This window comes from Nitrospinota bacterium, from assembly GCA_016217735.1.
Lineage (GTDB): Bacteria > Nitrospinota_A > UBA7883 > JACRGQ01 > JACRGQ01 > JACRGQ01.
This window is the reverse complement of sequence record JACRGQ010000046.1, coordinates 15,102-39,439: the sequence shown is the minus strand read 5'-3', so window position 1 is coordinate 39,439 and position 24,338 is coordinate 15,102. Positions and strand designations below refer to the sequence as shown.

Here is a 24,338-nt window from a genome sequence, read left to right as displayed (position 1 = left end):
CCCGCCTTCGCCTCGGCGCTCCGCTGCTTGTATACCTTTTCGACCGTATCCTGCACCTTCTTACCGTAATACACCTTATAGGTGGTGGAAAGCGATTCGATAAGCGCGTTCTCGAAGTTCCCCACCATGTCCCGTTCCACGCCGCTGACGATGAGCGGCATCAGAACCACCGCCTCCTTCTTCGATTTCTCCTCCTTGGCCGCGGGAAGGGCCGAAACCGGTTCGGCGGCTGTGGCTGGCTCCGGAGCGGCTTTCGAAGGTTTCTCCGTTTCTTGGGCTGAGGTTTCTTTATTCGGGGGCTTGCGGATTATTAGGTCGGCGAGACTCCCGGCAAAGGAAACAGAGCCGAATGCGAAAATGGCAAATATGGAAATAACCAGAGCGCGGTACTCTTTCATCTTCCCCCCCCATTTACAGCATCATTCCACAAGGGCGGCGGTCAGAGGCCGACGGCGTCGGCCTGTTCCTTGATGAAGCGGCGGTTTTTTTCGGCCAATTCCGGATTTGAAAGCGCCAATATCCGCACCGCCAGATAGGCGGCGTTTTTCGCGCCGCTGTTTCCTATCGCCATGCCGGCCACCGGCACGCCGCCCGGCATCTGCACGGTGGAAAGAAGGGCGTCCATCCCCTGCAGCGGGCCGCCGTCCATCGGCACGCCGATCACCGGCCTGTCCGTGTGGCTGGCGACCACCCCCGCCAAATGCGCGGCGAGGCCGGCCGCGGCGATAAATATCTTCACCCCCGCCTTGTGCGCCTTGTCGACGATCTGCGCGGTGCGCGCCGGCGAGCGGTGCGCGCTGGTGACGTGTACCTCGAACGAAACGCCGAAATCTTTCAGGATGTCGGCCGCCTTTTCCATCGCCGCCATGTCCGACTTGCTGCCCATCATTATCACAACGTCCATCGGAATCCTCCTTTTGTCAGGCGCCCCTTTCAGGGGGCGGGAACCAGCCGCCGTTTCACCAGCCGCATGGCGCACCAGATCAGCGGCGGCGCGCAGGCGGCCAAACACAGGATACCTATTATAGGCATAACCGCGCCGCCGCCGTGGAAAAGATAGCGGGCGATGTTCACCGCGTGCGGCGTGGGGAAGATCAGGAAGCTGTTCGCAAGCCACGCGGGGAGCTTCGCGGCCGGAAACCAGATGCCGGAAAAGACCAGCATCGGCGTGAGAAACAGCGTGAAGAAGTAATTGAAGAACTCATAGCTTTTCGACACCGCCGTGATGCACATGGTGAGCGCGGCGAACACCGTGCCGAAGAGCGCCATCTCGATAAGCAGGAACGGCACGGCCACCCACCGGTCGAACAGCCCCAGCGCCGCCAGCACCAGCAGCAGGATGCCGCTGCTCATCAGCCCCTTGGTCGCCCCCCAGAGGATTTCCCCCAGCACGATGTCCTCTATCTCCAGCGGCGTCGCCATCACCCCGTCGTACACCTTTTGCTCCGCCATGCGGGTATACGCGCCGAAGGTGCATTCGAAGGCGGCGGCGTTCATCGCGGCGGCGACCATCATGCCGGGCGCGATCCACTGGAGGTACGGCACGCCGTCCACCTTCTCGATCATCCCCCCGATGCCCGCGCCGAGGCCGAAGAGGTAGAGCAGCGGCTCGCCGATGTTGCCGACGACGGAGGAGAGGTAGTGGCTGCGGAAGACGTCGAAATTCCGCTGCCAGAACCGGAACGCGCCGGTGAAGCGGGCTTTCGCGCTATTCATTGAGCGTCCTCCCGGCGAGCTTCAGGAAAAGGTCTTCCAGCGTGGCGCGGCGATGCACGATCATCCGGTGCTCCAGCTTCATAACCTCCCGCGCCAGCTTCTTGCACTCGCCGCTGTAGAGGTAGAGCGTTTCGCCATGCACATCGTAGTTCCCGCATATCTCCCGCACCGCGCCGATGGCGGCGGGCATCTTCCCTTCTTCCACATGTATCTCCACCACCTCTTCGCCGATTTCGCGCGCGATGAGCTCCCGCGGCGGCCCTTCCAGCAAAATCTCCCCGCCGTTCATGATCGCCACGCGGTCGCAAAGCTGTTCCGCCTCCTCCATGTAGTGGGTGGTGAGGATCGTCGTGATCTGCTGGCGCTTGAGCATGTTCAGCCGCCGCCAGATGAGGTGGCGCGCCTGCGGGTCAAGCCCGGTGGTCGGCTCGTCCAGTATCAGCAGGCTTGGATTGTTGATGAGCGCGCGGGCGATGGCGAGCCGCCGCTGCATCCCGCCGGAGAGGGTGGCGAGGCGGTCGTCCGCCTTCGCGTCGAGCTGCACAAAGGCGAGCAGCTCGGCGGCGCGGCGGCGGGCTTCCGGCGGCGGTATCTCGAAGTAGCGGGCGTAGGTGAGCAGGTTTTGGCGGACGGTGAGATCGCGGTCGAGGTTGTTCTCCTGCGATACGACGCCGATTTGCGCCTTGATGGCGGGGCGGTCGAGATCGATGTCGCGCCCCAGCACGTTCAGTTCGCCGCCGCAGCGCGGCAGCAGCCCGTGAATCATCCGGATGGTGGTGCTTTTACCCGCGCCGTTGGGGCCGAGGAACCCGTAGCATTCGCCGGGGCGGATGGCGAAATCCAATTTTTTTACCGCTTCGAACGCCCCAAACGAGCGCCGCAGCCCTTTTGCCGATACCGCATCCATGGGCATAGCTTAATATTGTTGAGGCCGGATTGGATAAAGAAAAATCCGCTTTTTCATGTACCGTGCGTTGAGGGGAAAGAAGGAAGCGAAGTCCCTTCTTTATGGATTGACGGCTTTTTGATAGCGGTCCAGCAAAGCCGCGTCGTCAATGCTGCCGTGGTGGTGCGCTTGCGCCCAGCGGCCGGCGGCTGAATCATAGAGAAAGACGCGCGTCGTGCGGATGGCGAGGTTAACGGCGGCTTCCCCCTTTACAAACTCGCCCCGTTCGCGCCCCGCGAAGATGGCGGCATCGCGGGTGAGGTACAGGATGATATCGTAAAACTCCACCCAGACCCGCGAAGGGCCGTTGAATATTTTTTCATACAGGGCGGAGATCGGCTCTATCCCGCGCATCATTCCACCGAGCGGATTATTAAGCTGACAGAGCGGGTCATTCAGCCATACTTCTTTGAGCAATCCGGGTGAGCGGCTGTTGAAGGCGCAATAGAATGTTTCCACCGCGGCCAATGCCCCCTCTTTGCCGGGGTTTTTCGCTTCCGCCATGCGGTCTTGGGAATTTTTCCCAAAGGTGAGACTGAGGGGGATGATTTCCAAAGTCATTTGATGCGGTGGAGGAAAGTCATCAATGATTACTTTCCTCCACCTTTCGGCCCGGCGGCTCAGCCGGCGGTGACGTCGGCGGTATCTTCCACCAGCGGCATGCCGGGCGCATGCGTCCAGCGCTGTTCGTCGGCCGCATGGCTCTGCATGGTGCGGTCGGGATAAGTCATCCGGACGGTCTTCGGCTGGCGCATAACGTCGCCCCCCTTCGCCATGGCGCGGATTTTTTCGCTCACCGCGAGCACCCGCACCGCGCCGGACATGACGCGGTCCAGAACCGTCGGCGCGCCGAAGGTTTCGCTGAACGCGGCGCGCAGCTTTTTGGCTTTTTCGCGCGCGGCCCCGTTTGGCGCGTGATCCGCGGCGGCGGCAAGGATCGGGCGGAACTCCAGCGCCGATTCACGCATGGCCTCCAGCCGTTTCCGCATGAATTCGTCCACGGCGCCGGGTTTGCCCCCCTGCACGTAGCGCAGCACTTCGGCGTTCCAGACCAAGCCCTTCGCTTCGCGCTCGGCTGTTTCGCGCTGAACGGTGAGATACCCCTTGAGGTAGGTTTGCGCCATGCTTATCACGCCGGGGCCGTGCGTCTGGAATTTCTTGATGAAGGCGTTCCGGGTGTAGACGGCGGTCTCCTTCGGGGTGAAATGCGGATGGTGGAACCATATCTCGTCCTGCCCGTGCTGTTTCGGCCACGGCACGTCCTTGAGCAGCTTTCCCGCCGCGTCGTAATCCTTGTAGAGCTTCGTGCCGGGTATCGGGCCGAACTCCATGAACTGCAAGAGGTCCGATTCCAGCGAGATGGCCCAGTCGATGTCCTCGTGGATCGATTCCTTGTCGTGGTGCTCCATGAACAGGATGGCCGAGGCCAGCACGGTGATGCCGTGGTTTTGCAGGTCGGCGATCAGCTTGTGCAGATCGACCCCCTTGGTCTTGTCGAACACGTTGGCCTTCGATTCCACGCCGATCCAGAGGAATTTCACCCCCAGCCGGACGAGAAAATCGATCCCCAGCTTGCCGATGGTCTCGGCCGACGAGAAAGTGGCGAAGGTGTAGGCCTTGCCGTGCCGCTCCATCTCCTCGAGGAGCTGGCGCGCGCGGCGCGGGCTTTTGCAGAAGTTCTCGTCCATCAGCGCGAAATCGGTGACCTTCATCGCTTTCTCGGTTTTTTCGCAGGCGTCGAACACCTCGCGGCCGCTGAACAAAAAGGCGGTGTAGCGTTTCTCGAATTTGTGCGCGGTGGCGCAGAAGCGGCAGGAGTTTTGGCAGCCGACGCCGGTGACGATGATGCCGGCGTCGCGGACGATGGGCCCGCCGTACACGAACTTCCGCACCGCGGACGGGCAGACGGGATGGACGATCTTCCGGTCAACCGGCTCGCCGAAATAGCGCCGCATCCATGCCACCCCTTCGCCGCGGCAGGCGTCGTCGAACGTCAATATCTCTTCCAGGTTCGGGATGGAAGTGCCGTGGCCGCCGAGCAGTATCTTGGTGTTGGGGGATTTCTCGCGGATGTAATCGGCCATCCGCTTCGCCTTCATCACGTTCGGAACGATGAACGATATGCCGATGTGGGTATATTCGCCGCTGTCGACTTCGCGCGTAAAATCCTTCCACCAGGGAAAATCGAGCACGGTGGCGGGCACCTGCACGTTTTCGGCTATCAGGTAGAGGCCGAAACTGGGGTTGTTGGAACGGGGGGAGTGGATGCCCTGCTCGCGCGTCACCTGGTTATTGAGAAGCTCCATCGTGCAGAGGGCCTCGCCGTATTCGTCGCTGACTCCAAAGGGTTTGAAAACCCCGGTAAGAAGCAGTTTGTTCATATCCCGTCCTTTTCAATGTATGTTGCGTTTGGGGCGTAAAGCCCTTTGGCAACGGCTCTTTAATGGGAAGTTGTGATGGGCTGATGACAAGCGCCATCGGCCGATTCAATCTTCCCGTATTAGAAAGCTCTTAAAAAATATGGTTGCCGTTTAAAAGTAAGATGGAGAACCGTTTGTGTGCGGTTTCTCCTATCAGTATAGTCAAGTAATCGTGCAAATTTAGCATAAACCGGCAGATATAGATACTGAAATTCCACAACCCGTTGAAAAGACTGATCCGGTGTTCATGGCTCTTGCCTTTGGCGGAAAGTCTCCCCGCCCCGCCTCAGCAAGGAGGGCTTCCCCGTGAAAAGGGGGTTAAAAACCTTCCCCGTATCCCCTCCTTACCCAACTTCGGTGGAGCCGGCCCGGTTTGCCATTTTCTTTCCGGAAAAGGGGGCGGGTATGCGGCCCGCGCCCCGCCGTCGTTATTTTCTGTAGTTCTTCAAAAATTCAATCAGGTGGCGCGGGCCGAGGCCGTTGCTGCCGCCGGTTTGGTACGGCGCGGCCGGTTTTGCCGTATAGGCGGTGCCGGCGATATCGAGGTGCGCCCACGGGTAATCGGTGAACTTCTTCAAAAAGCGCGCGGCGGTGATCGCGCCGCCGTAGCGGTCCCCCACGTTCTTCACGTCGGCGACCGTGCTCTTGATCTGGTCGTCGTATTCCTCCCACAGCGGCAGTTCCCAGCAGCGCTCGCCGGTTTTTTCCCCGGCGGCTTTCAGCGCGGCCACCAGTTTTTCGTCGGTGCCGAAGAGGCCGCTGGCGCAGCTTCCCAGCGCCACCATGCAGGCCCCGGTGAGGGTGGCCAGGTCCACCACCGCGCGCGGCTTGTACCGCTTCGCGTAATCCAGCGCGTCGGCCAAAATCAGCCGCCCCTCCGCGTCGGTGTTGATGATCTCGATGGTGATGCCGCTGGCGCTCCGGGCGATATCGCCCGGCTTCACGGCGCGCCCGCCCGGCATGTTCTCGGTGCAGGGGACGAGGCCGGCGATGTTCATCTTGAGCTTGAGATGGCCCACCGCCGCCATCGTGGCGATAACCGCGCCGCCGCCCGACATGTCGAATTTCATGTCTTCCATGCTGCCCGATGGTTTTATCGAGATGCCGCCGGTGTCGAACGTGAGCCCTTTCCCCACCAGCACCACCGGCTTTTGGTTCTTCGGGCCTTTCATGTGCTCCATCACGATGAACTTCGGCTCCTCGGCGCTTCCTTTGGCCACCGCGAGGAACGAACCCATCTTCATCTTTTCCAGTTCGCGCCGTCCGTACACGCGGCACTTCACGCCGGCCTTGCGGCACGCGCGCGCGGCGGCGTTCGCCAAAAACGAGGGGGTGGCCACGTTGCCGGGGTGGTTCCCCAGATCGCGCGCGAGGTAGACCGCGCGGCAGGTTATCTCCGCCGCGCCGAGCCCCGCCTTGATTTTGGCCCCCTCTTTTCCCGGCGCGAAGAAGGCGGTTTTCAGCCCGGCGCCGCCGTTATCGTCTTTCTTGCGGTAGGCGGTGAACGTGTACTGCGAAAGCAGGATACCCTCGGCGGCGGCCTGCGCCGCGTCGTCCGCCGGGAACTCCATCGCCAGCCCCTCAAGCGAAAGCGCCAGCGTTTCGGCCCCCGCCGTTTTCGCGGCGCGCGCGGCGGACGCGGCGGCGCGGCGGACGGTCTCCAGTGTGCATTCGTCCTTTTTTCCCAATCCCGCCAGCAGAATGGTGTCGGCGGGCAGCTTGCCCAGCGTATCGATGGCGCGCACCGATCCTTTTTTCGCCGTGAATTTTTTACCCTTTAACAGCGCGGCGATGCGTCCCCCAAGACGGGCGTCGACGGCTTTGGGCGCGGCATCCCCCTCGAACATGAACAGGATGGCGGCCCCCGCCCGTATCCGCTCCAGCGGCTTGTCCGTGATTTGCAGTTTTACCATGGCGATTTCTCTTTCTTCATCGTTATCAAAGGCGTTATACAATGGCAATTAACGAAAACGAGTATAGTATATTTCCTGGAGAATTACGAAAGATGAACCGACCGCTTTTGCCGCTGTTGCTTGCCGCGGCGCTCCTGTTTGCGCCCGCCGCATACGCGGGCGAGCGCGCGTTCGACGCCATCTCGATTGAATACAACATCAACGCCTCGCCGCAAATACACAGCCGGAAATTCAGCTGCAAGCTGGACTATTTTCAGGAAGGGATCGTTAAGATCATCCAGATAAAGAATTTCATCAACAAGAAATCCGATCCCGATGTCATCGTGAAAATCGTCTCGTCAAACGACAGCGCCGCCAGCATTCTCTATAACAGCAAGATGGAAGTTATAACGGAATACCCGCGCGGACAATTCGTGAACGAAAACCTGTTCACCTTCACCGGCGGCGACGACAAACGGAAAATCGCCGGGAGCTGGTTCGTCGATCCCGACTATCTGATGAGCGATTTTACCATGCGGGACGAAAGAGGCGCACTGCTTTACAAAGAGACGGTGATTTACACCGCCAAGTCTCCATCCCGCTGACCACCGCCGCCAACGGAGCGCGGTTCCGTGCGGTCAGGCGAGGGGGAAACGCAGGGTGGCCACGGTGCCGCCGCCCTCTCCGCCGCTTTCCAGGGTAATGGCGCCGCCGTGGTGCCGCAAAGCCATCAGCGCGATTGTGAGGCCGATACCGAGGCCGCCCCCCCGAAACTTGTACTGCCCGGTGGAATGGTTAAGCGGGTTTTCAAGCGAGAAGAACGGCTCGAAGGCCGCCTGTATTTTTTCCGCCGGTATGCCGGTTCCCTGGTCGGCGATGGCGATGACCGCCTCTTTTTCTTTCGTGAAACCTTTCACCGTGACCGTGCCGCCGTTGGGGGTGTATTTCACGGCGTTTGAAAGCACCTCGCGCAGGGCCGCTTCCACGATGGCGGGGTTGCCATGCACCCGCGCATCGTGCGCGAGGCCGTCCATGTCCATCGCCAGCCGCACCGCCCGTTTTTCATGTTCGATCCCTTCAATGGTCTTGTTGATCGCCCGCAGCGCGTGCAGATGGATCAGGAACGCCTTGAACGTTTCCGGCGGGGACGGGGCGCTCAAGGCCGCCAACAAGCTGGTGGTATCGGCGATCCGGGAAAATTCGTCGTACCCCTCCTGGACGCATTTCGCCACCTCGCCCAGGCGCGCCGGGGCGTCCGGACCGCTTCCGGGGTTGGCGACAAGGGTTTTGACGAGGCGGAGCTTGGTGAGCGGCGTCAGCATCTCGTGCGACGTGACGGCGGCGAAATAGTCGCGGGCGTTTTTCAGCGATTTTTCCCGCGTGATGTCGCGTCCCAGGATGACCAGCCCCTTGCGCGTGCCGTCCGGGTGGAAAAGCGGCGTTTTGATGACATCGAAATGGAGCAGCCGTCCGTCCGGCTGGGGGATTTTTTCTTCCACGCGGATGGGGCCTTCGTCCTCCCACGCCTTTTTATCGGTCTCTTCGCAGTGGCGGAGCGCCGGATGGTGGAAGTTGTCCGGCGGCGCCAGCTCGGAATCCCGCTTGCCGCGATAGCCGTTATTTTCCAGATCGAACAGTTTCAGGCCCGCATCGTTCACCACCAGCCAGCGCCCATCGCCGTCCTTGAAGTAAACGGCGTCCGGCATCGCGTTGATAAGCGCCATCAGCCGTTCCTCGGCCAGTTGGCTTTCGGATTCGGCCCGGCGCGTCCGCCGGATGTTTTCGGTGGCGGGGCGGTAGATGAAAAAGTAGGCAAGCACGCTCCCGATAAGGCTCAGCAGGGCGGTATCCACAAAGGTCTTGAAGATGTTTTCCGGCTCCATGCCGAACAACGGGGGGATCAGCAGCTCGGCGCCAAACTCGGTCGCTATGATTATGGCGATGAACCGCCCGAAAAGCGCCAGCCCGCCCCGTTCCATTTTCCCCCTGCCTCCGGTTATTTTCCGAAAGTATACAGCGTTTATCAACGGTTGCATACCGGGCGCGGCGTTCCCGCAAGGCCGGGAGGGTTATTTTTTTGGTTTGGCCTTTGAAAGAAGCGCCGCCACGGCCGCGTGATTTTCTTTTTTCGCGATTGTCAGGGCGGTTTCGTTCCGCTTGGCGCGGATGTTCGGGTCGGCCCCTTTTTCAAGGAGTATGCGGGTAATCTCCGCGTCGTCCAATTTTGCGGCCCACATAAGCGGCGTCCACCCGCGCTCGTCCACGGCGTTTACATCGGCGCCCCTTTCCAGCAGCGCCTTCACAATGCCGGCCTGATTCGCCTCGGCCATATTTATCATATTCATAAGGAGGGTCTGTTTGCCCGTATTGTCTTTCACGTTGACGTCTTTTGAAAGCGGAAGGAGATACTCCACCATCTCCACAAGCCCTTCGTACGAAGCGGCCCAGACCGGCGTTACCCCATTCGCGGCGGCCAGATTCGGATCAGCCCCCGCATCGATCAGCGCCTTCACAACATCCATCCGGTTTTTCCCCGCCGCTTCCATCAATGCGGTGGCGCCGTCCTTGTCGGTACGGTTCACATCGGCCCCCTTTTTCAGCAACGATTGCACGATTTCGAGGTATCCCTCCTCGGCGGCCATCGAAAGGACGGGGTTGCCGTGCGAATCGGCGGTATTGGGGTCGGCCCCCGCTTCAAGCAGGATATCCACGCCCTCGTCATCGCCAGCGAGAATGGTAAACAGGATGGCGGTCTGCCCGTGTTCATCCGTGTAGTTGGGGTCAAAACCGTCCGCCAACATGGCTTTCAGCGTTTCGGCATCCCTTTCCTGCGCGGCTTTAAGGAAGGAGGCCGCGGCTTCGTTGCCGGATTTAACGGACTGCTCCCCTCTGGCGGCCGGACTGGAAACATCCCCCTCTTTCAAGGGGGACGCCGGCGCGGCAAGGGGAATGGCGGCAATAACAAGCGCGATCAGCATCCGTCTCATGGCGGTACTCCAAAAGGAAGTTACTTTTTCAAATCCTCGAACTCGGCGTCGACCACATTTCCCTGTCCGTCCGCGGCTCCGCCGGGACCTGCGCCGCCCGCCGGCTCTTGCGGTCCGCCCTGCGGGCCTCCCGCGGCCCCCGCCGCCGCGTAGATGGCTTCGGCCATCTTGTGGCTGGCGTGGCGCAGCTTTTCCGCCGCGCCTTTGATCGCCGCGGTGTCATCTCCTTCCATCGTCTTCTTTGTGGCGGCCAGTTCGGCCTCCACGCCGGAAACGAGGTCGGCCGGAACCTTATCCTTGTTTTCGGCCAGCGTCTTTTCGGTCTGGTAGACCAGCGAATCGGCCAAGTTGCGGGCATCGGCCGCCTCGCGTTTTTTCTTGTCCTCTTCGCGGTTGGCTTCGGCGTCCTTCACCATGTTCTTGATCTCGTCCTCGTTCAGGCCGGAGGAGGAGGTGACGGTGATTTTCTGTTCCTTGCCGGTTCCCTTGTCCTTCGCCGATACATGCGCGATGCCGTTGGCGTCGATATCGAAGGTCACTTCTATCTGCGGCACGCCGCGCGGCGCGGCCGGGATGCCGTCGAGGTGGAAGCGTCCCAGCGTGCGGTTGCCCGCCGCCATTTCGCGTTCCCCCTGCAGCACATGGATTTCCACCGAGGTCTGCCCCTCCGCCGCCGTCGAGAAGACCTCGCTTTTGCGGGTGGGGATCGTGGTGTTGCGTTCGATGAGGCGCGTCATCACGCCGCCGAGCGTTTCGATGCCGAGCGAGAGCGGGGTAACGTCGAGCAGCAGGATGTCCTTCACCTCGCCGCCCAAGACGCCGGCCTGAACGGCGGCGCCGAGCGCCACCACTTCGTCCGGGTTCACCCCTTTATGCGGCTCCTTGCCGTAGTAGTTCTTCACCATCTCCTGCACCTTCGGGATGCGGGTGGAACCGCCGACGAGGATCGCTTCCCTGATTTCCTCCGGTTTCAGCCCGGAGTCGCCCATCGCCTGTTTCACCGGCCCGAAGCTTCTTTGCAGGTAGTCGTCTATCATCGCCTCGAAGCGGCTGCGGGTGAGCTTCATGCTCAGGTGCTTGGGGCCGCTGGCGTCGGCGGTGATGAACGGCAGGTTGATCTCGGTCTCGGCCAGGGTGGATAGCTCCATCTTCGCTTTTTCCGCCGCCTCTTTCAGGCGTTGCACCGCCATCGCGTCCTTGCTGAGGTCGATCCCCTGGTCTTTCTTGAATTCGGCGGCCAGCCAGTCGATGATCCGCTGGTCGAAGTTGTCGCCGCCCAAATGGGTGTCGCCGTTGGTCGCTTTCACTTCCACCACGTTGTCGCCCACTTCAATCACGGAGATGTCGAAGGTGCCGCCGCCGAGGTCGTACACCGCCACCATGTGGTCTTTGGTCTTGTCCATGCCGTAGGCAAGGGCCGCGGCGGTCGGTTCGTTGATGATCCGCTTCACGTCGAGGCCGGCGATGCGCCCGGCGTCTTTGGTGGCCTGCTTCTGCGCGTCGTTGAAGTAAGCCGGCACGGTGATGACCGCTTCGGTGACCGGCTCGCCCAGATAGGCTTCGGCCGCTTTTTTCAGCTTCTCCAAAACCTTGGCCGAGATTTCCGGCGGGCTGTAGAGCTTGCCGCTTATGTCGATGCGGACGTCGCCGTTCGGTCCCTCGACGACTTTGTAGGGAACCATTTTCATCTCTTCGCGCACTTCGTTGAACTTGCGGCCCATGAAGCGCTTGATGGAATAAACGGTGTTATGCGGGTTGGTTACCGACTGGCGCTTGGCCACCTGGCCGACGAGGATTTCCCCGTCTTTGGCGAAAGCGACCACCGACGGCGTGGTGCGCGCCCCTTCTTCGTTCACGATGACCTTGGGCTGGCCACCTTCCATTACCGCTACGACGGAGTTGGTGGTTCCCAGGTCGATACCTATAATCTTGCCCATTATTCCTCCAAAGCTTTTATTGAGATGCTTGTATTTCCGTAGCTAATCAATAAGACTTTCCCGGCCCCCGGTCAAGGTTTTGGGGCGGTGAAAGATAAATAATTTTAATGGGTTGCGCCGGTGGCGCGGCGCCAAGCTATTTATATGATATTTAAGGGGTAAAGCCGGTGCAAAGCTGTTAGTATCAAAAGCATGGCATCAAAAAAACAGCTTACGCACATCAACAGCAAGGGGGAGGCGCACATGGTCGACGTCTCCGCGAAGAAACCGACGCGGCGCCGGGCGCTTGCGGGGGCGTTTATTAAAATGTCCGCCGGCACCATTGCCGCGCTGAAGGAAAAGCGCGTTCCCAAAGGTGATGTCTTCGCCGCGGCCCGCGTGGCCGGCATCATGGCGGCAAAGAAGACCGCCGATATTATTCCGCTGTGCCACCCGCTGGGGTTGGACGCGTGCGAGGTGCGGTTCAATTGGACCGATGGGGGCGTGGAGATTTTCGCCGAGGCTGGCGTGTTCGGCGTCACCGGGGTGGAGATGGAGGCGCTCACCGCCGTGTCGGTGGCGGCGCTCACTATTTACGATATGTGCAAGTCGATGGACAAGCGGATGAAGATCGGCGACATCTGCCTGCTGGAAAAAGACGGCGGCAAGAGCGGCCCCTTCAGGCGGTGAAGGATGAAGCTTCCGATTGACATTGTTATCCCAAATGAAAAGTTGACCGGATACCTCCTCGTCCCAAGAATATGGTTGGTACCGCAGGATTCATCTGCGGTTGTTCCCGAAGGGGGCAAGCATTCTTGGCCCTTGCGGGCCAACAACAGAATGAATTCTGTTGTACCGACGCAACACGTTTCCTTAGCCGGAGATTTGGGTCTCTCAAGCCGGGTTTACCCCCACAAATCCACATGATCTGAAAAAGGAGTTGGCCGCCCTTGCGCAAAAAGCGGAAGCGGTGGAAGATGGAGACGGCGAATACGGCGCATTTTACAGAACCGACGGCGAACTGACCGGCCCTAACGGGCGAAGCTTGCCGGTGACCGCCATTTGGATGCGGCGGAAAGCTGACGGTCCGGAGTTTCAAATACGGTACCTCTATTTTAATTATGCTAATTAAAGAAACATGGGTCTTGGCGGTATTGTTCATGATTGCTGTAGAAATAGTATGCTTGGCATCGATCATCGTGCTAAATATGAAGCTGCTAAATCATGTCAGGAAGTTATACCCGTTAGAATTTGAATGGTTTGTCGCCAATAACCATATTAATTATGGGCTTTCCTTCTTTCTTTTTAACAGGTTGCCTGCGCACAGTCATATCTTAGATGACACCTTAGTGAAGCATTTTAGGAAAAGTATCATTTGTTCAGCGGTGTTGTTCGTGTTCATCTTCTTTCTGCTATTCCCCATGCTTTATTTCAAGCGTTTGTAAGCAAAAATGGGGAACCGGAATATGCGGAATGGAGGGTAGTTTGTTTTATTACGTTGAAACCGAGAAAAGGGAGATGAAATGAAATTTCCGCTCTATGAACAGGTGGCGTTAGCCGTGGACGTGCCGGAATTCAACCTGAAAAAAGGGGATATTGCCACCCTTGTGGAAACAGTCCCCCATCCTGCGGGAGGCGAGAACGGCTGTGTGCTGGAAGTATTCAACGCGCTGGGTGCTTCCATCGCGGTCGTCACGGTTCCAGAATCGCATTTGGAGCCATTGCGGGCGGATGAAGTATTGACCGTTCGCCACATGGCGAAAGCAATTTAGACGGCGGCAAGGGCGGCGCCTTCAGGCGGTAAAAAGGGGAAGGGAAATCATTTATGAATGTCATCCTGAGCCGCGGGCGAGGGAGCGGCGGAATAAAATGCGGCGGCGAAATGCGATGGAGCCAGCCGCGTACAAACCGCCGCGGAAATGCCCTTCAAGGGCGAAGGATCCCTTTCCGGAAAGGGATTCTTCGCGGAGTTTACACTGAGCGAAGCGAACGTGCTCAGAATGACACCGAAACGGTCGGAAAGTGAAGATCGGCAAAAGCGAAATTGAAATCGTCGAGGGGGACATCACGCTCCTCGACCGCGATGCCATCGTCAACGCCGCGAACGATCAACTGATACTCGGCGGCGGCGTTGCGGGGGCCATCCGCCAGCGCGGCGGACCCGCCATTCAACAAGAATGCAACGCCATCGGCGGCACGTTCGTGGGCGGCGCGGTTATCACCACCGGCGGCAACCTCAAGGCGCGGCACGTCATCCACGCCGTCGGCCCGCGCATGGGGGAAGGGGGCGAAGACGAAAAGCTGAAAAACGCCACGCTGAACAGCCTGAAAGTGGCGGATAAAAACGGCCTCAAAAGTATCGCTTTCCCCGCCATCAGCGCCGGCATTTTTGGTTTTCCGATGGATCGTTGCGCCGAAATAATGTTGAAAACCACAACGGAATATCTGGAAAAAGAAAAAACCGGGCTGACGCTGGTTACCTTCTGCCTTTACGGCCCGCAAGCCGAAGCCGTGTTCACCGAAACCCTGCGGCGGATTTCGGAAAAACCGTAAAGTGGCGGCGTCTTGCCGCCGATATGCAAACGATGCGGGTAAGGGAAGTAGTATTCATTTTTGCGGCGCTGATGCTTGCCGCGTGCGGCAACGCCAACACCGCCAACAATTCAACGGCGGGGCCAAGCGTGTATGACGCGCCGCTCGGCAGCAATGCCGTATTGCTCAACGATACCGGGATGAATCCCCGCGCCGGCATCGATCCGGCGGCGCCGGTGGCCGGGGGGTGCTTGGTGCGGTTTACAAATATCAGCGGCAACGATATCAACTGCTCAAATGCCGGTCTTTACGCGAACCAGACGGCCTGCCAGCTCAACCCGTATTACGGCTACGCGAATTTTCTGGTGCAGAGCTGTCCCACCGGCAATTTGATCGGCAGATGCGTCTATCCCGGCCACACGATGTACTACTATGCGGGTTACCAGATCATCTCCCCCAACACGCCGGTGAGCGCGCTCGTGACCGGCTGCGCCGCCAGCGGCGGCGCCTGGCTGTAACGCCGCGCGGAATGGCGGAACCGGCGAAATCGCGCGATTACCGGATCAGCCGTATCTTTGGATGAAATTTTAGGCCCGCCCACGCCTTGTCGGTGGTGAGCGCGGGCCAGCCGGTCTGCTGGGAAAGAGCTAGGCAGGCCCGGTCTCCCAACGAAAGCCCCGCGGCGGCGGTTTTGGAGTACAACGCGCCGGCGATCTCCGCCAACGGTTTGTCGAACGGCGTTACCGTCAGGCCCAACTCGTCCACCGCGCCCACCGCTTCGCGTTCGGGTGTGCCGCGGGCCACGAGCCGCCCGATCACTTCGCTGTAATTCACGGCGCAAATAAGGGTTTCGCCGGAAGCCATTGCCGCCACCACCGCATCCTGTCCCGGCTCGGCGCGCAATACGGCAAGGACGGCCGAGGCGTCCAGTACGGCGCCGTCAGCCGCGCTCATCCTTACCCTCGCGCCGGCGTTCCTCTACCAGTTCGTCCGCGAGGGACTTTTTGCCTTTGACGTACTTGGCGACGATTCGCTGAGCCCGCTCCACGGAACGCCGGACGCTGCTGATAGTCGCATCGCCCGTTTTATCCACGCGGATGACGATATCATCGCCGATGTTTATGCCGAGCGCCTTGCGCGCCTTGGCGGGGATCACCACCCGGCCGCCTTCAGAGAGTTTGGTTTTGTATGTTTCCATGTCCATAGTATATGACAAGTTATGTAATTTTGACATTTTATTCATTCATGCAACTAATTTATTGTCTGACACTATGGCCGGTGTAAATGCGTGTTTCACCTCTTCAGTGAAATAACCTCGGCGATGGCGGCGGATAGTTCCTCCGGCGTGGCGGCTACCTTGACACCGGGAAACGTCTTCAGCTTCTCCACATTTTCAAGGTCGACCGGGCGCGCGTAAAGCCGTATCGGCTTCGTGGCTCCCATCGTGTCGATGACCTCCTCCACGTCGGTCGGCAGCACCACGATGGGGACGCGGCACTTGCCCGCCTGCGCGAAGAGCGTGGTTATCATCGTATCGCTGATGCCGTGGACGAACTTTGCAACGGAGTTCGACGTGGCCGGGGCTATCACCAGCAGATCGTATGTCCCCGCGGCAAAGGCGCGGCAGGCGAGCGTGCTGGCGCTCTTGTCTATGCGCGGCGGCGATGGCGGCGCGGCGCCGTAGAGCTTCAACACCTCCGCCCCCGCTTCCGAGGCGAAGAAATCCACATCGCCCAGCCCGGCGGCCGCTTCCAGCGACTCGCGCAAAAAATGTCCCGCGCCGGTTATGCCCCATGCGATCTTCGCCAACGTCTTTCCTCCCATGCGCTTTTTCCCGTCCATGTTACTATTTTCCTGCCAGGGTGTTGAAAACCTGATAATGCATGTCATTCTGAGCGTAGCGAAGAATCTCGTTCCGGAAAGAGATCCTTCGCCTATGGCTCAGGATGACACATGCCCGCTTACGCTCCTTCATAATGACATGGAGGTTTTTCAACACCCCGCTAAATCATAGCAGGAGACGATGGTGCCTATCGCCAAAATCAGGGAGCTGCTCGGCGGGGCGGGACTTTTCGCCGCGCCGCGCGTCACGGAAGCGGTGTTTTACGACCCCGTGCGGTACCTCGCTTCAATATCGAAGGGGGAGGGGGACTTGCTGCTGAGCGGCGGCGATGACCCGGAAGGGAAGGGGCGTTACTCATATGCGGCGGCGCGGCCGCTCTTCATCTGCCGCATGAAGGGGGAGCAGGGGATGATCATCGCCGGATTCAACCGGCATCCGTTCGCCGGATCGCCGCCCGATGTCATCGCCGCGCTCGACGCATTGTTCGGCGAATATCAAAAACCGGAAAAGGATGGCCGCGTTTTTAACGGCGGGCTGGTCTGGCTTTTCAGTTACGAGATGAACCGGTTCTACGAGCCGCGTCTCGCCGGAACGCCCGCGCCGGAGAGCGGCGATTTCTGGTGCGCCTTCTATCCTGCCGTCCGGGTGTTCGATCACAAGGAGAAAAAAGCGTGGGACATCGTCTGGCGCGAAACCGCGCCGCCCCGGATCGGCTGCGCCGTGGAGGAAGTGGCGCATTTGGGGCATTTTGAGTGCGATGAGGGATTTGAAGGATTTGCGGCAAAAATATCAAAAATAAAACGCTATATAGAACAAGGAGATGTCTACCAGGTTAATCTCTCCCGGCGGCTGGTGGCGGAGTTTCACGGCTCCGGTCTTTTGCTCTATTCGCGGCTGGTCCGCCTTGCTCCCAGCGCGATGGGAGCCTACATCGATGGCCGCGGTTTCAAGCTGCTCTCCGTTTCGCCGGAGCTTTTCTTTAGCGTCCGCGGCGGCGTGATTGAAACCGCGCCGATCAAGGGAACCGCCCCGCGCCACGCCGATCCCGCGCTGGATGCCGCCGCGCGCGAGGCGCTGCCGGCCTCCGTGAAAGACCGCGCGGAAAACCTGATGATCGTCGATCTCATGCGCAACGATCTGTCGAAGGTCTGTGCGCCGGGAAGCGTGACCGTGCCGGAGATGTTCCGCGTGGAAACGCTGCCGAATGTGCATCACCTCGTCAGCACCGTGCGCGGCGCGTTGCGCGATGGCGTGCGGTTGCCGCGCCTGCTGGCGGCGCTCTGGCCCGGCGGATCGGTGACCGGCGCGCCGAAAGTGCGCGCGATGGAGATTATCGCGGAACTGGAAACAACGCCGCGCGGCTTTTATTGCGGCAGCGTGGCGGCGTGCGGCATGAACGGCGGCATTGCCGCGTCGCTGCTGATCCGCACGCTGTACTGCGCGGACGGCGTGGGGGTGTTCCGCACGGGCGGCGGCATCGTGGCCGATTCCGACCCGGCGGCGGAATACGCCGAGACCGAACACAAGGCGCGCATTATCACCGGCCTGGCGCGGGAGTGAAGGCGGCGGCGCCCTAAATCAAGCCCTCTATTGCATCCGCCGGTTTGGCGGTAGAATGTTCTCCTGACTGTTATGCAACGGAGAGGAATATGAACATCACGGTGACCAAAGCCCCCGCCAGCCGGCGCGCGCAGGCGAACCTTGAAAACCCGGCGTTCGGCGAAGTTTTTTCCGACCATATGTTTTTGATGGAATACCGCAACGGCGGCTGGGGAGAGGCGAAACTCCTCCCCTTCGGGCCGTTGCCGATGCTCCCCTCGATGAGCGCGCTCCACTACGGACAGATCGTATTCGAGGGCCTCAAGGCCTTCCGGCAAAAAAACGGCGCGGTGGCGCTCTTCCGCCCGGAAAAATTTTACGGGCGGTTCGTCCGCTCTTGCCGCCGCCTCGCCATTCCGTCCATGGGCCGCGAACAGTTCATCGGCGCCGTCAAGGCGGTGGTGCGCGAAGACGCCGGCTGGGTGCCGCACAAGCGGGGGCATTCGCTTTACCTGCGCCCCTTTGTGTTCGCTTCGGAGAGTTTTTTGGGGGTGCGCGCCTCGCGCGAATACACCTTCATGGTGATCGCCTCGCCGGTGGGGAATTACTACAAGGAAGGGGTGAAGCCGGTGCGGCTGACCACCAGCGCCGATTACATCCGCGCCGCCAAAGGGGGGCTGGGGGATGTGAAAACCCCCGCCAACTACGCCGCCTCGCTGCTGGCGGCCGAAGAGGCGCGCGATGAGGGTTTTGCGCAGGTGATTTGGCTGGATGCCATCGAGCGCCGCTACCTTGAAGAGGTGGGGGCGATGAATATTTTTTGCGTGATCGGCGACGAGTTGGTCACCCCGCCGCTGGAGGGAACCATCCTTCCCGGTGTTACGCGTCTCAGTGTGCTGGAGTTGGCGAAGGCGTGGGGCATCAAGGCGGTGGAGCGGCGCATCGCCATCGACGAACTTTTTGACGCGCGGGAAAAGGGGAGGCTGGGCGAAGTCTTCGGCAGCGGCACCGCCGCCGTGATATCGCCCGTGGGTGAACTCCGCCACGGCGGCAAAACGCTGACGGTGAACGGCGGCAACATCGGGCCGCTGGCGCAGCGGCTGTATGACGCTATCACCGCCATCCAATACGGAGAAGCCGAAGACACCTTCGGGTGGATGGAGAAAGTGGTTTGATTTTTTTAAATCATATTGATGTAGAATTTATCATATGGACGCTCAGTTGGAAGAAATCGTTTCCCGGATTAGCGGAGCCATTCACCCGGAAAAGATAATTCTTTTTGGTTCACGGGCGCGCGGTGGCGCGAGACCGGACAGTGATTATGATCTGCTGATAGTTTATGACGGCCCTCTCTCCAAAAGAGATGTGAAAATCACCGTTCGCCGACTTTTTTCTTTACCGGGCTTTTCGATGGATTTGTTTGTAATTTCTTCAGATGAATTCGAGCGTCAAAAGAAAGTAGTTTCCACCGTGGGTAGAGTGGCATTTCTTGAAGGCGTGCTATGCCATGGACGATAAAGCAGTAACGGTGATTCGCTGGTTAGCGAAAGCTGGTGGAGATATATTCACCGGCCGCTTTTTATTTGTGGAAACTTTTAAAGGTGGTGGACAAAAAAAGCTCTTCATAAAGATGCGATTAAGTTTAAAATCACTGTTAAAATGTTGTGCATGACGAAGAATAATTTCTTAAAAACAAAAGGGTTGGAACCATTTTACGCTACAAAATATGGCTATGCCTTTCATGATGATGTAATCACCTTTCTTGAAAATATAAAAGATAATTCCGTAAATTTAATTATTACTTCACCTCCATTCGCGCTAAAAAGAAAGAAGGAGTATGGCAATGAAGATGAGGATAAATATGTTGATTGGTTTCTTTCTTTTGCGCCCCATCTAAAAAGAATTTTGAAAGAAAACGGTTCTTTTGTTCTTGATCTTGGTGGAGCATATATACCCGGTTTTCCGGTACGTAGCGTTTATATGTTTGATTTGCTGGTTCGGCTGGTAAAGGAAACCGGGTTTTATCTGGCACAGGAATTTTATCATTACAATCCCGCCCGTCTGCCAGCACCGGCTGAGTGGGTTAATGTGCGAAGAGTTCGCGTAAAGGACTCCGTAAACGTTGTTTGGTGGCTTTCCAAATCACAAAATCCAAAGGCAGATAATAAAAAGGTGCTCAAGCCATACAGCGAAAGCATGAAAAGCTTGTTAAAGAATGGCTACAAGCCTAAATTACGGCCTAGCGGCCATGATATATCCGACAAATTTTCAAAAGATAATGGCGGCGCCATCCCGCCTAATTTGCTCGAATTGGCGAATACCGATTCAAATGGACAATATCAACATCTATGCCGTCAGCATGGCATAAAGGCCCATCCGGCCCGCTTCCCTTCCGCTTTTGCGGAGTTTTTTATCAGATTCCTCACTGATGAAGGAGATTTAGTTTTTGATCCGTTCGGTGGTTCCAATACCACTGGCTACGCAGCCGAGCAGATGAAAAGGCAGTGGTTTATTTGTGAGCTCTCCAAAGAGTATCTGGAGGGCAGCAAGTTCAGATTCATCGAAGAAGAGAAAGATAGTTTCGGTGAAAGAAAAAGGCGGGTTAACAAGGCGGAAATTCTTAGCCCGGCATTATTATCGTTATTTAAATGAAAAACACCAAATCCAAGAAAGATTTATTTTCCATAATTCTTTCCGCCATCGATGCGGGAGGGTGGAAAGCCCTTATCGTCGAAAAAAATCATCCATTTTTTCTTAAAGCGATCAAGCGTCAAGGTTCTGAGCAAGATAATCTTAATTTGCGGATTTATATATGGAACTGTACCCATGGTGGCGGCGCAGCAAGGTCAAAGGATGAATATCGCGTTCAGTTAACGGGAGTGGTTCCAAAAGATAAGGAAGGAGAGACCACGCTTCTTTTAGGATGGCATGATGGTTATCAGGTTTTTGCCGGCTTTGACATAACCCGCCATGCTGGCCAAAGCTCAGCATCCCCTTCCATCCAAGTAAAAGAACATACCTTGATAAATGCCCACCAGCATTCCTTCTCCCTGTATGAAAGATCTAATGGCGAAATTGCTGTCGCGTTTAGGCCTGAATATTTAATTGATTACGCATTAAATATGGCGAAGTTCCATGGTTTTAAAACCGGTCGACCGGCAGAAATTGAATTGCTCAACAAAGTCGATGACCTTAAAGACGATGAAATAGCCGCTATCAAAAATAAAGACCGAAAAGAAGTAATCACTAACATCAAAAGAAAATACCGTGAATATGATTTTAGAAACAGGGTTCTAAGCGCATATAGTCACAAATGCGCGATGTGCGGCATTCAATTAAAGCTGATCGAAGCCGCTCACATCCTCCCCGTTTCATGCAAAGGAAGCACGGATGATACTTTTAATGGGGTTGCTTTATGCGCTCTTCATCACCTTGCCTATGACAATAATCTTGTTTCATTTGACAAGAAATATCGGATCCGTTTAAGCGAAAGCCGGTTGCAAGTATTAGGCAAAGCAAATTTGACCGGCGGCATTGATGCTTTTACAAATAACCTTCTTTCCGCTATTCATTTGCCCGCTGATAGAAGAGATTATCCCAGACCGGAAATTATTGAGGAAAGCAATAAGCTGAGGGCTTGGGAACCATAAATGTCTCTTCCACTCCATATATTTAACGAACTTAGGGCGGCCTGCGGCGACATGACCGCGGACCGCGAGGAGCTGCTCCTCTATTCATTCGACGCCACGAAGATACGGCATATGCCGGATTGCGTGCTCTTCCCCCGCTCCACCGGAGAGGTCGCCGCCGTGGTGAATATCTGCGCCCGGCACGGCATCCCGATCACCCCGCGCGGGGCCGGCACCGGCTACACCGGCGCGGCGGTTCCCGTCCAGGGCGGCGTGGTGATGAACTTCGTGAAGATGAACCGCATCCTGAAAATCGATGACGCGGCGATGTATGCCGAGGTGGAACCGGGCATCGTGAACGCCGAACTGGGAAAAGAGCTGGCCAAGCACGGCCTCTTTTATCCGCCCGACCCGGCAAGCCTGAAGAGCAGCACCATCGGCGGCAACGTGATGACCGGCGCGGGCGGCCCTTCGGCGGTGAAATACGGCGTCACGCGCGATTATGTGATGGGCCTCACCGCCGTCTTTATGGATGGCAACGTGGTGGAGACCGGGATCAAATGCGCCAAAGGGGCGGTGGGATACGACCTTACCCGCCTTATGGTTGGCAGCGAGGGGACGCTTGGCATTATCACGAAAATACGGTTGAAGCTGGTGCCGCTGCCGAAAACGGTGGTGACGGCCATGGCGGTATTCGATGACCGCCGCGCGGCGGTGGATTCCGTGACGGAGATACTTCGCGCCCGGCTGGTGCCGCGCACGCTGGAATACATCGATAAAACCGCCATTCGCTGCGTGGAGGAATATCTGCAAGCGGGGCTGCCCACAGACGCCGGGGGGATGCTGCTGCTGGAGACGGACGGCGATCCCGAGCCGGCCTTGAAGGAAATGGAAGGGGTCGAGGCGATCTGCGAAAAACGGGGCGCGCGCACGTTCACCATCGCCCGCGATGACGCCGCGGCGCAGGGCTTTTGGAAAGTGCGGCGCTCCATCTCCGTCTCGCTCAACCGCTTCCGTCCCACCAAAATCAACGAGGATGTTACCGTGCCGCGCAACCGCATCGCCGAACTGATGGAACGGTTGGACGAACTGTCGCGCCGCACCGGGCTGCCGATTATCAATTTCGGCCACGCCGGCGACGGCAACATCCATGTGAATGTGATGACCGACGCATCTAACCCCAAAGAGTATGCCCTGGCGCTGGCAACCGTGGATGAGGTGCTGCAGATAACGCTCGACCTGGATGGCACCCTTTCGGGTGAGCACGGGGTGGGATTGGTGAAAATGCCCTATATCGAAAAAGAGCTGGGAAAATCCTGCGTGGAAATCAGCAAACGCTTGAAAAAAGCGTTCGATCCCGCCGGAATCCTGAATCCGGGAAAGCTATTTTCCTGAGTTCAGGGGGAAACCGCGCCTTAAACGTTTTGCTGAAAAACTGTTTACATTTTCCCGTTTGCCATGATATAAAAACCGGCACTTGCCATACTGCCAGACGGAGAGGGAAAAATGGGAGGACGGGAAATGGCTGACGAAGATTTGTCGCGCAGGCGATTTTTCAATTTGGTCGGATGGGGATCCATGCTTGCCTTGTTTGGCGGGGTGGGCGCCGCTACGGCCAAGTTTTTCTACCCGGGCGTTCTGTACGAACCCCGCTCCACCTTCAACGCCGGCAAGCCGGAAGAGTATGTAGCCCCCTCCGGCAACGAAAAGGTGGTGGTTGACGAGCGCTGGAAAAAGAACCAGCGCGTCTGGATACTCCGCAACGATAAAGGCATGTACGGTCTGGTCGGCGTCTGCACCCATTTGGGCTGCACGCCGAACTGGTTTCCCAGCGAAGGGTTGTTCAAGTGTCCCTGTCACGGCTCCATTTTTAACGTGGAGGGCGAACCGATCGGCGGTCCGGCCCCCGAACCGCTCTACCGCCCCAAAATTTCGTTGGCGCCGGACGGCTCCATGATCGTCACCACCGGTCTTTTGGGCATCCGCCGCCCCAACCTGCAAGCAGTGAAGAAATATGCCGATATTTACTTCCATGACGATGAAAAAGCGTACATCACCAAACCACCGTACTTCCTTCCGTTGAAAGCATAAAGGCAGGCAACCATGTCAGAACATCAAAGCCAGCGCAAAACTCCGGCGCAAAAAACGCTCGATCTCATCTCCGCCATTTTGACCGACAACCCGATTTACAAGTCAATCTTCCGCACCGGCTACCCGAGCACACTGCTCAAGCGCATGGCCGTCATGCGATCCAGCTTTTATATGCACATTTTCCCCACCAAGGTTGGCGAGCATGGCCTCCGCCTGCGCTACTCCTGGTGCATGGGGGGTATCACCTTTTTCCTGTTCCTGCTCCTGACGCTCACCGGCGTCCTGCTGATGTTCTACTATGTGCCGGAGGAGCACCGCGCCTTTAACGACATGAAAGATTTGCGTTTCATGGTGCCATTCGGCGTCATCCTGCGTAATATGCACCGCTGGGCGGCGCACGGGATGGTGCTGGCCGTGATGCTGCACATGATGCGCGTTTTCTACACCGGCTCTTACAAGGCCCCCCGCCAGTTCAACTGGGTGGTGGGCGTTCTCCTGTTGCTGTTCACCCTGCTGCTTTCGTTCACCGGCTACTTGCTGCCGTGGGACCAGCTGGGGTTCTGGGCCGTGACCGTGGGCACCAACATGGCCTCCGCCTCGCCGCTGGTTGGATATGAAGGCCCCTTCCACGAACTGCTCGGCGTGCAAGTTGATAATGATATCCGGTTCGCCATTATCGGCGGCACCCGCATCGGGCCGAACGCGCTGGTGCGCGCCTATGTGTGGCATTGCGTTGGCATCCCGCTGGTGGCGACCTTGCTGATGGTGTTCCATTTCTGGCGAATCCGCAAAGACGGATTCTCGGGTCCTTTGTGAGCGCGTGGAGG

The 24,338-nt window shown here is 58.2% G+C and carries 26 protein-coding genes; 14 read left to right on the top strand and 12 right to left on the bottom strand.

Annotated elements, in window-relative coordinates:
• Positions 1–439 precede the first annotated feature (439 nt).
• The 6 genes from purE to HZA03_07775 all read right to left on the bottom strand — a co-directional run bounded on the left by purE (position 440) and on the right by HZA03_07775 (position 6,995).
• Positions 440–904, bottom strand: a complete 465-nt coding sequence (purE, locus tag HZA03_07800; GenBank protein MBI5637856.1) for a 5-(carboxyamino)imidazole ribonucleotide mutase — start codon at positions 902–904, stop codon at positions 440–442.
• A 29-nt stretch (positions 905–933) separates the two neighbouring features.
• Entirely contained in the window at positions 934–1,716 is a 783-nt protein-coding gene (locus HZA03_07795) for an ABC transporter permease (protein MBI5637855.1), read from the bottom strand.
• A complete protein-coding gene (locus tag HZA03_07790) occupies positions 1,709–2,629 on the bottom strand; it encodes an ABC transporter ATP-binding protein (GenBank protein MBI5637854.1) in 921 nt (306 codons plus the stop codon). The genes HZA03_07795 and HZA03_07790 overlap by 8 nt, the downstream gene beginning before the upstream one ends.
• A gap of 93 nt (positions 2,630–2,722) precedes the next feature.
• Positions 2,723–3,223, bottom strand: coding sequence for a nuclear transport factor 2 family protein (locus HZA03_07785; protein MBI5637853.1), 501 nt, complete (start codon positions 3,221–3,223; stop codon positions 2,723–2,725).
• Positions 3,224–3,282: 59 nt separating this feature from the next.
• Complete coding sequence (locus tag HZA03_07780) at positions 3,283–5,043, bottom strand: cobalamin B12-binding domain-containing protein (protein ID MBI5637852.1); 1,761 nt, start codon at positions 5,041–5,043, stop codon at positions 3,283–3,285.
• A gap of 467 nt (positions 5,044–5,510) precedes the next feature.
• Complete coding sequence (locus HZA03_07775) at positions 5,511–6,995, bottom strand: leucyl aminopeptidase (GenBank protein MBI5637851.1); 1,485 nt, start codon at positions 6,993–6,995, stop codon at positions 5,511–5,513.
• A 92-nt stretch (positions 6,996–7,087) separates the two neighbouring features.
• Between HZA03_07775 and HZA03_07770 the strand changes: the two genes are divergently transcribed.
• The gene (locus HZA03_07770; GenBank protein ID MBI5637850.1) at positions 7,088–7,579 is read left to right on the top strand and encodes a hypothetical protein; all 492 of its coding nucleotides are present in this window, start codon (positions 7,088–7,090) and stop codon (positions 7,577–7,579) included.
• 33 nt (positions 7,580–7,612) lie between these two features.
• Here the strand turns inward: HZA03_07770 and HZA03_07765 are convergent, their stop codons facing one another.
• The 3 genes from HZA03_07765 to dnaK form a co-directional block, all read right to left on the bottom strand.
• The gene (locus HZA03_07765; GenBank protein ID MBI5637849.1) at positions 7,613–8,953 is read right to left on the bottom strand and encodes a PAS domain-containing protein; all 1,341 of its coding nucleotides are present in this window, start codon (positions 8,951–8,953) and stop codon (positions 7,613–7,615) included.
• Between the two features lie 90 nt (positions 8,954–9,043).
• The gene (locus HZA03_07760) at positions 9,044–9,961 is read right to left on the bottom strand and encodes an ankyrin repeat domain-containing protein (protein MBI5637848.1); all 918 of its coding nucleotides are present in this window, start codon (positions 9,959–9,961) and stop codon (positions 9,044–9,046) included.
• 20 nt (positions 9,962–9,981) lie between these two features.
• A complete protein-coding gene (gene dnaK / locus HZA03_07755; GenBank protein ID MBI5637847.1) occupies positions 9,982–11,898 on the bottom strand; it encodes a molecular chaperone DnaK in 1,917 nt (638 codons plus the stop codon).
• Positions 11,899–12,090: 192 nt separating this feature from the next.
• Here dnaK and moaC point away from each other — a divergent pair, with 192 nt between their 5' ends.
• The 4 genes from moaC to HZA03_07735 all read left to right on the top strand — a co-directional run bounded on the left by moaC (position 12,091) and on the right by HZA03_07735 (position 14,927).
• Positions 12,091–12,567 (top strand): cyclic pyranopterin monophosphate synthase MoaC, encoded by a 477-nt coding sequence (gene moaC, locus HZA03_07750; GenBank protein ID MBI5637846.1) that lies wholly within the window; start codon positions 12,091–12,093, stop codon positions 12,565–12,567.
• Between the two features lie 833 nt (positions 12,568–13,400).
• A complete protein-coding gene (locus HZA03_07745) occupies positions 13,401–13,649 on the top strand; it encodes a DUF4926 domain-containing protein (GenBank protein MBI5637845.1) in 249 nt (82 codons plus the stop codon).
• A 250-nt stretch (positions 13,650–13,899) separates the two neighbouring features.
• Entirely contained in the window at positions 13,900–14,430 is a 531-nt protein-coding gene (locus HZA03_07740) for a macro domain-containing protein (GenBank protein ID MBI5637844.1), read from the top strand.
• A gap of 23 nt (positions 14,431–14,453) precedes the next feature.
• Positions 14,454–14,927, top strand: coding sequence for a hypothetical protein (locus HZA03_07735; protein ID MBI5637843.1), 474 nt, complete (start codon positions 14,454–14,456; stop codon positions 14,925–14,927).
• Between the two features lie 37 nt (positions 14,928–14,964).
• Here the strand turns inward: HZA03_07735 and HZA03_07730 are convergent, their stop codons facing one another.
• The 3 genes from HZA03_07730 to HZA03_07720 form a co-directional block, all read right to left on the bottom strand.
• A complete protein-coding gene (locus tag HZA03_07730) occupies positions 14,965–15,363 on the bottom strand; it encodes a type II toxin-antitoxin system VapC family toxin (protein ID MBI5637842.1) in 399 nt (132 codons plus the stop codon).
• Complete coding sequence (locus HZA03_07725; protein ID MBI5637841.1) at positions 15,350–15,607, bottom strand: AbrB/MazE/SpoVT family DNA-binding domain-containing protein; 258 nt, start codon at positions 15,605–15,607, stop codon at positions 15,350–15,352. The genes HZA03_07730 and HZA03_07725 overlap by 14 nt, the downstream gene beginning before the upstream one ends.
• 95 nt (positions 15,608–15,702) lie before the next feature.
• Complete coding sequence (locus HZA03_07720; GenBank protein MBI5637840.1) at positions 15,703–16,233, bottom strand: flavoprotein; 531 nt, start codon at positions 16,231–16,233, stop codon at positions 15,703–15,705.
• A 199-nt stretch (positions 16,234–16,432) separates the two neighbouring features.
• Between HZA03_07720 and pabB the strand changes: the two genes are divergently transcribed.
• The 9 genes from pabB to HZA03_07675 all read left to right on the top strand — a co-directional run bounded on the left by pabB (position 16,433) and on the right by HZA03_07675 (position 24,327).
• Positions 16,433–17,812 carry an aminodeoxychorismate synthase component I gene (gene pabB / locus HZA03_07715; GenBank protein MBI5637839.1) on the top strand — a complete coding sequence of 460 codons (1,380 nt, stop codon included), beginning with the start codon at positions 16,433–16,435 and terminating at the stop codon, positions 17,810–17,812.
• Between the two features lie 89 nt (positions 17,813–17,901).
• Positions 17,902–18,966, top strand: coding sequence for a branched-chain amino acid aminotransferase (locus HZA03_07710; protein ID MBI5637838.1), 1,065 nt, complete (start codon positions 17,902–17,904; stop codon positions 18,964–18,966).
• Positions 18,967–19,000: 34 nt separating this feature from the next.
• Entirely contained in the window at positions 19,001–19,309 is a 309-nt protein-coding gene (locus HZA03_07705) for a nucleotidyltransferase domain-containing protein (protein MBI5637837.1), read from the top strand.
• Positions 19,299–19,463, top strand: a complete 165-nt coding sequence (locus tag HZA03_07700; protein MBI5637836.1) for a hypothetical protein — start codon at positions 19,299–19,301, stop codon at positions 19,461–19,463. The genes HZA03_07705 and HZA03_07700 overlap by 11 nt, the downstream gene beginning before the upstream one ends.
• Positions 19,460–20,443, top strand: coding sequence for a site-specific DNA-methyltransferase (locus tag HZA03_07695; GenBank protein ID MBI5637835.1), 984 nt, complete (start codon positions 19,460–19,462; stop codon positions 20,441–20,443). Before HZA03_07700 ends, HZA03_07695 begins: the two co-directional genes overlap by 4 nt.
• Complete coding sequence (locus tag HZA03_07690; protein MBI5637834.1) at positions 20,440–21,441, top strand: HNH endonuclease; 1,002 nt, start codon at positions 20,440–20,442, stop codon at positions 21,439–21,441. The genes HZA03_07695 and HZA03_07690 overlap by 4 nt, the downstream gene beginning before the upstream one ends.
• 51 nt (positions 21,442–21,492) lie before the next feature.
• Positions 21,493–22,815, top strand: coding sequence for an FAD-binding protein (locus HZA03_07685; GenBank protein MBI5637833.1), 1,323 nt, complete (start codon positions 21,493–21,495; stop codon positions 22,813–22,815).
• Between the two features lie 126 nt (positions 22,816–22,941).
• Complete coding sequence (locus HZA03_07680) at positions 22,942–23,511, top strand: ubiquinol-cytochrome c reductase iron-sulfur subunit (protein MBI5637832.1); 570 nt, start codon at positions 22,942–22,944, stop codon at positions 23,509–23,511.
• Positions 23,512–23,523: 12 nt separating this feature from the next.
• Entirely contained in the window at positions 23,524–24,327 is an 804-nt protein-coding gene (locus HZA03_07675) for a cytochrome b N-terminal domain-containing protein (protein MBI5637831.1), read from the top strand.
• Positions 24,328–24,338: the final 11 nt, after the last annotated feature.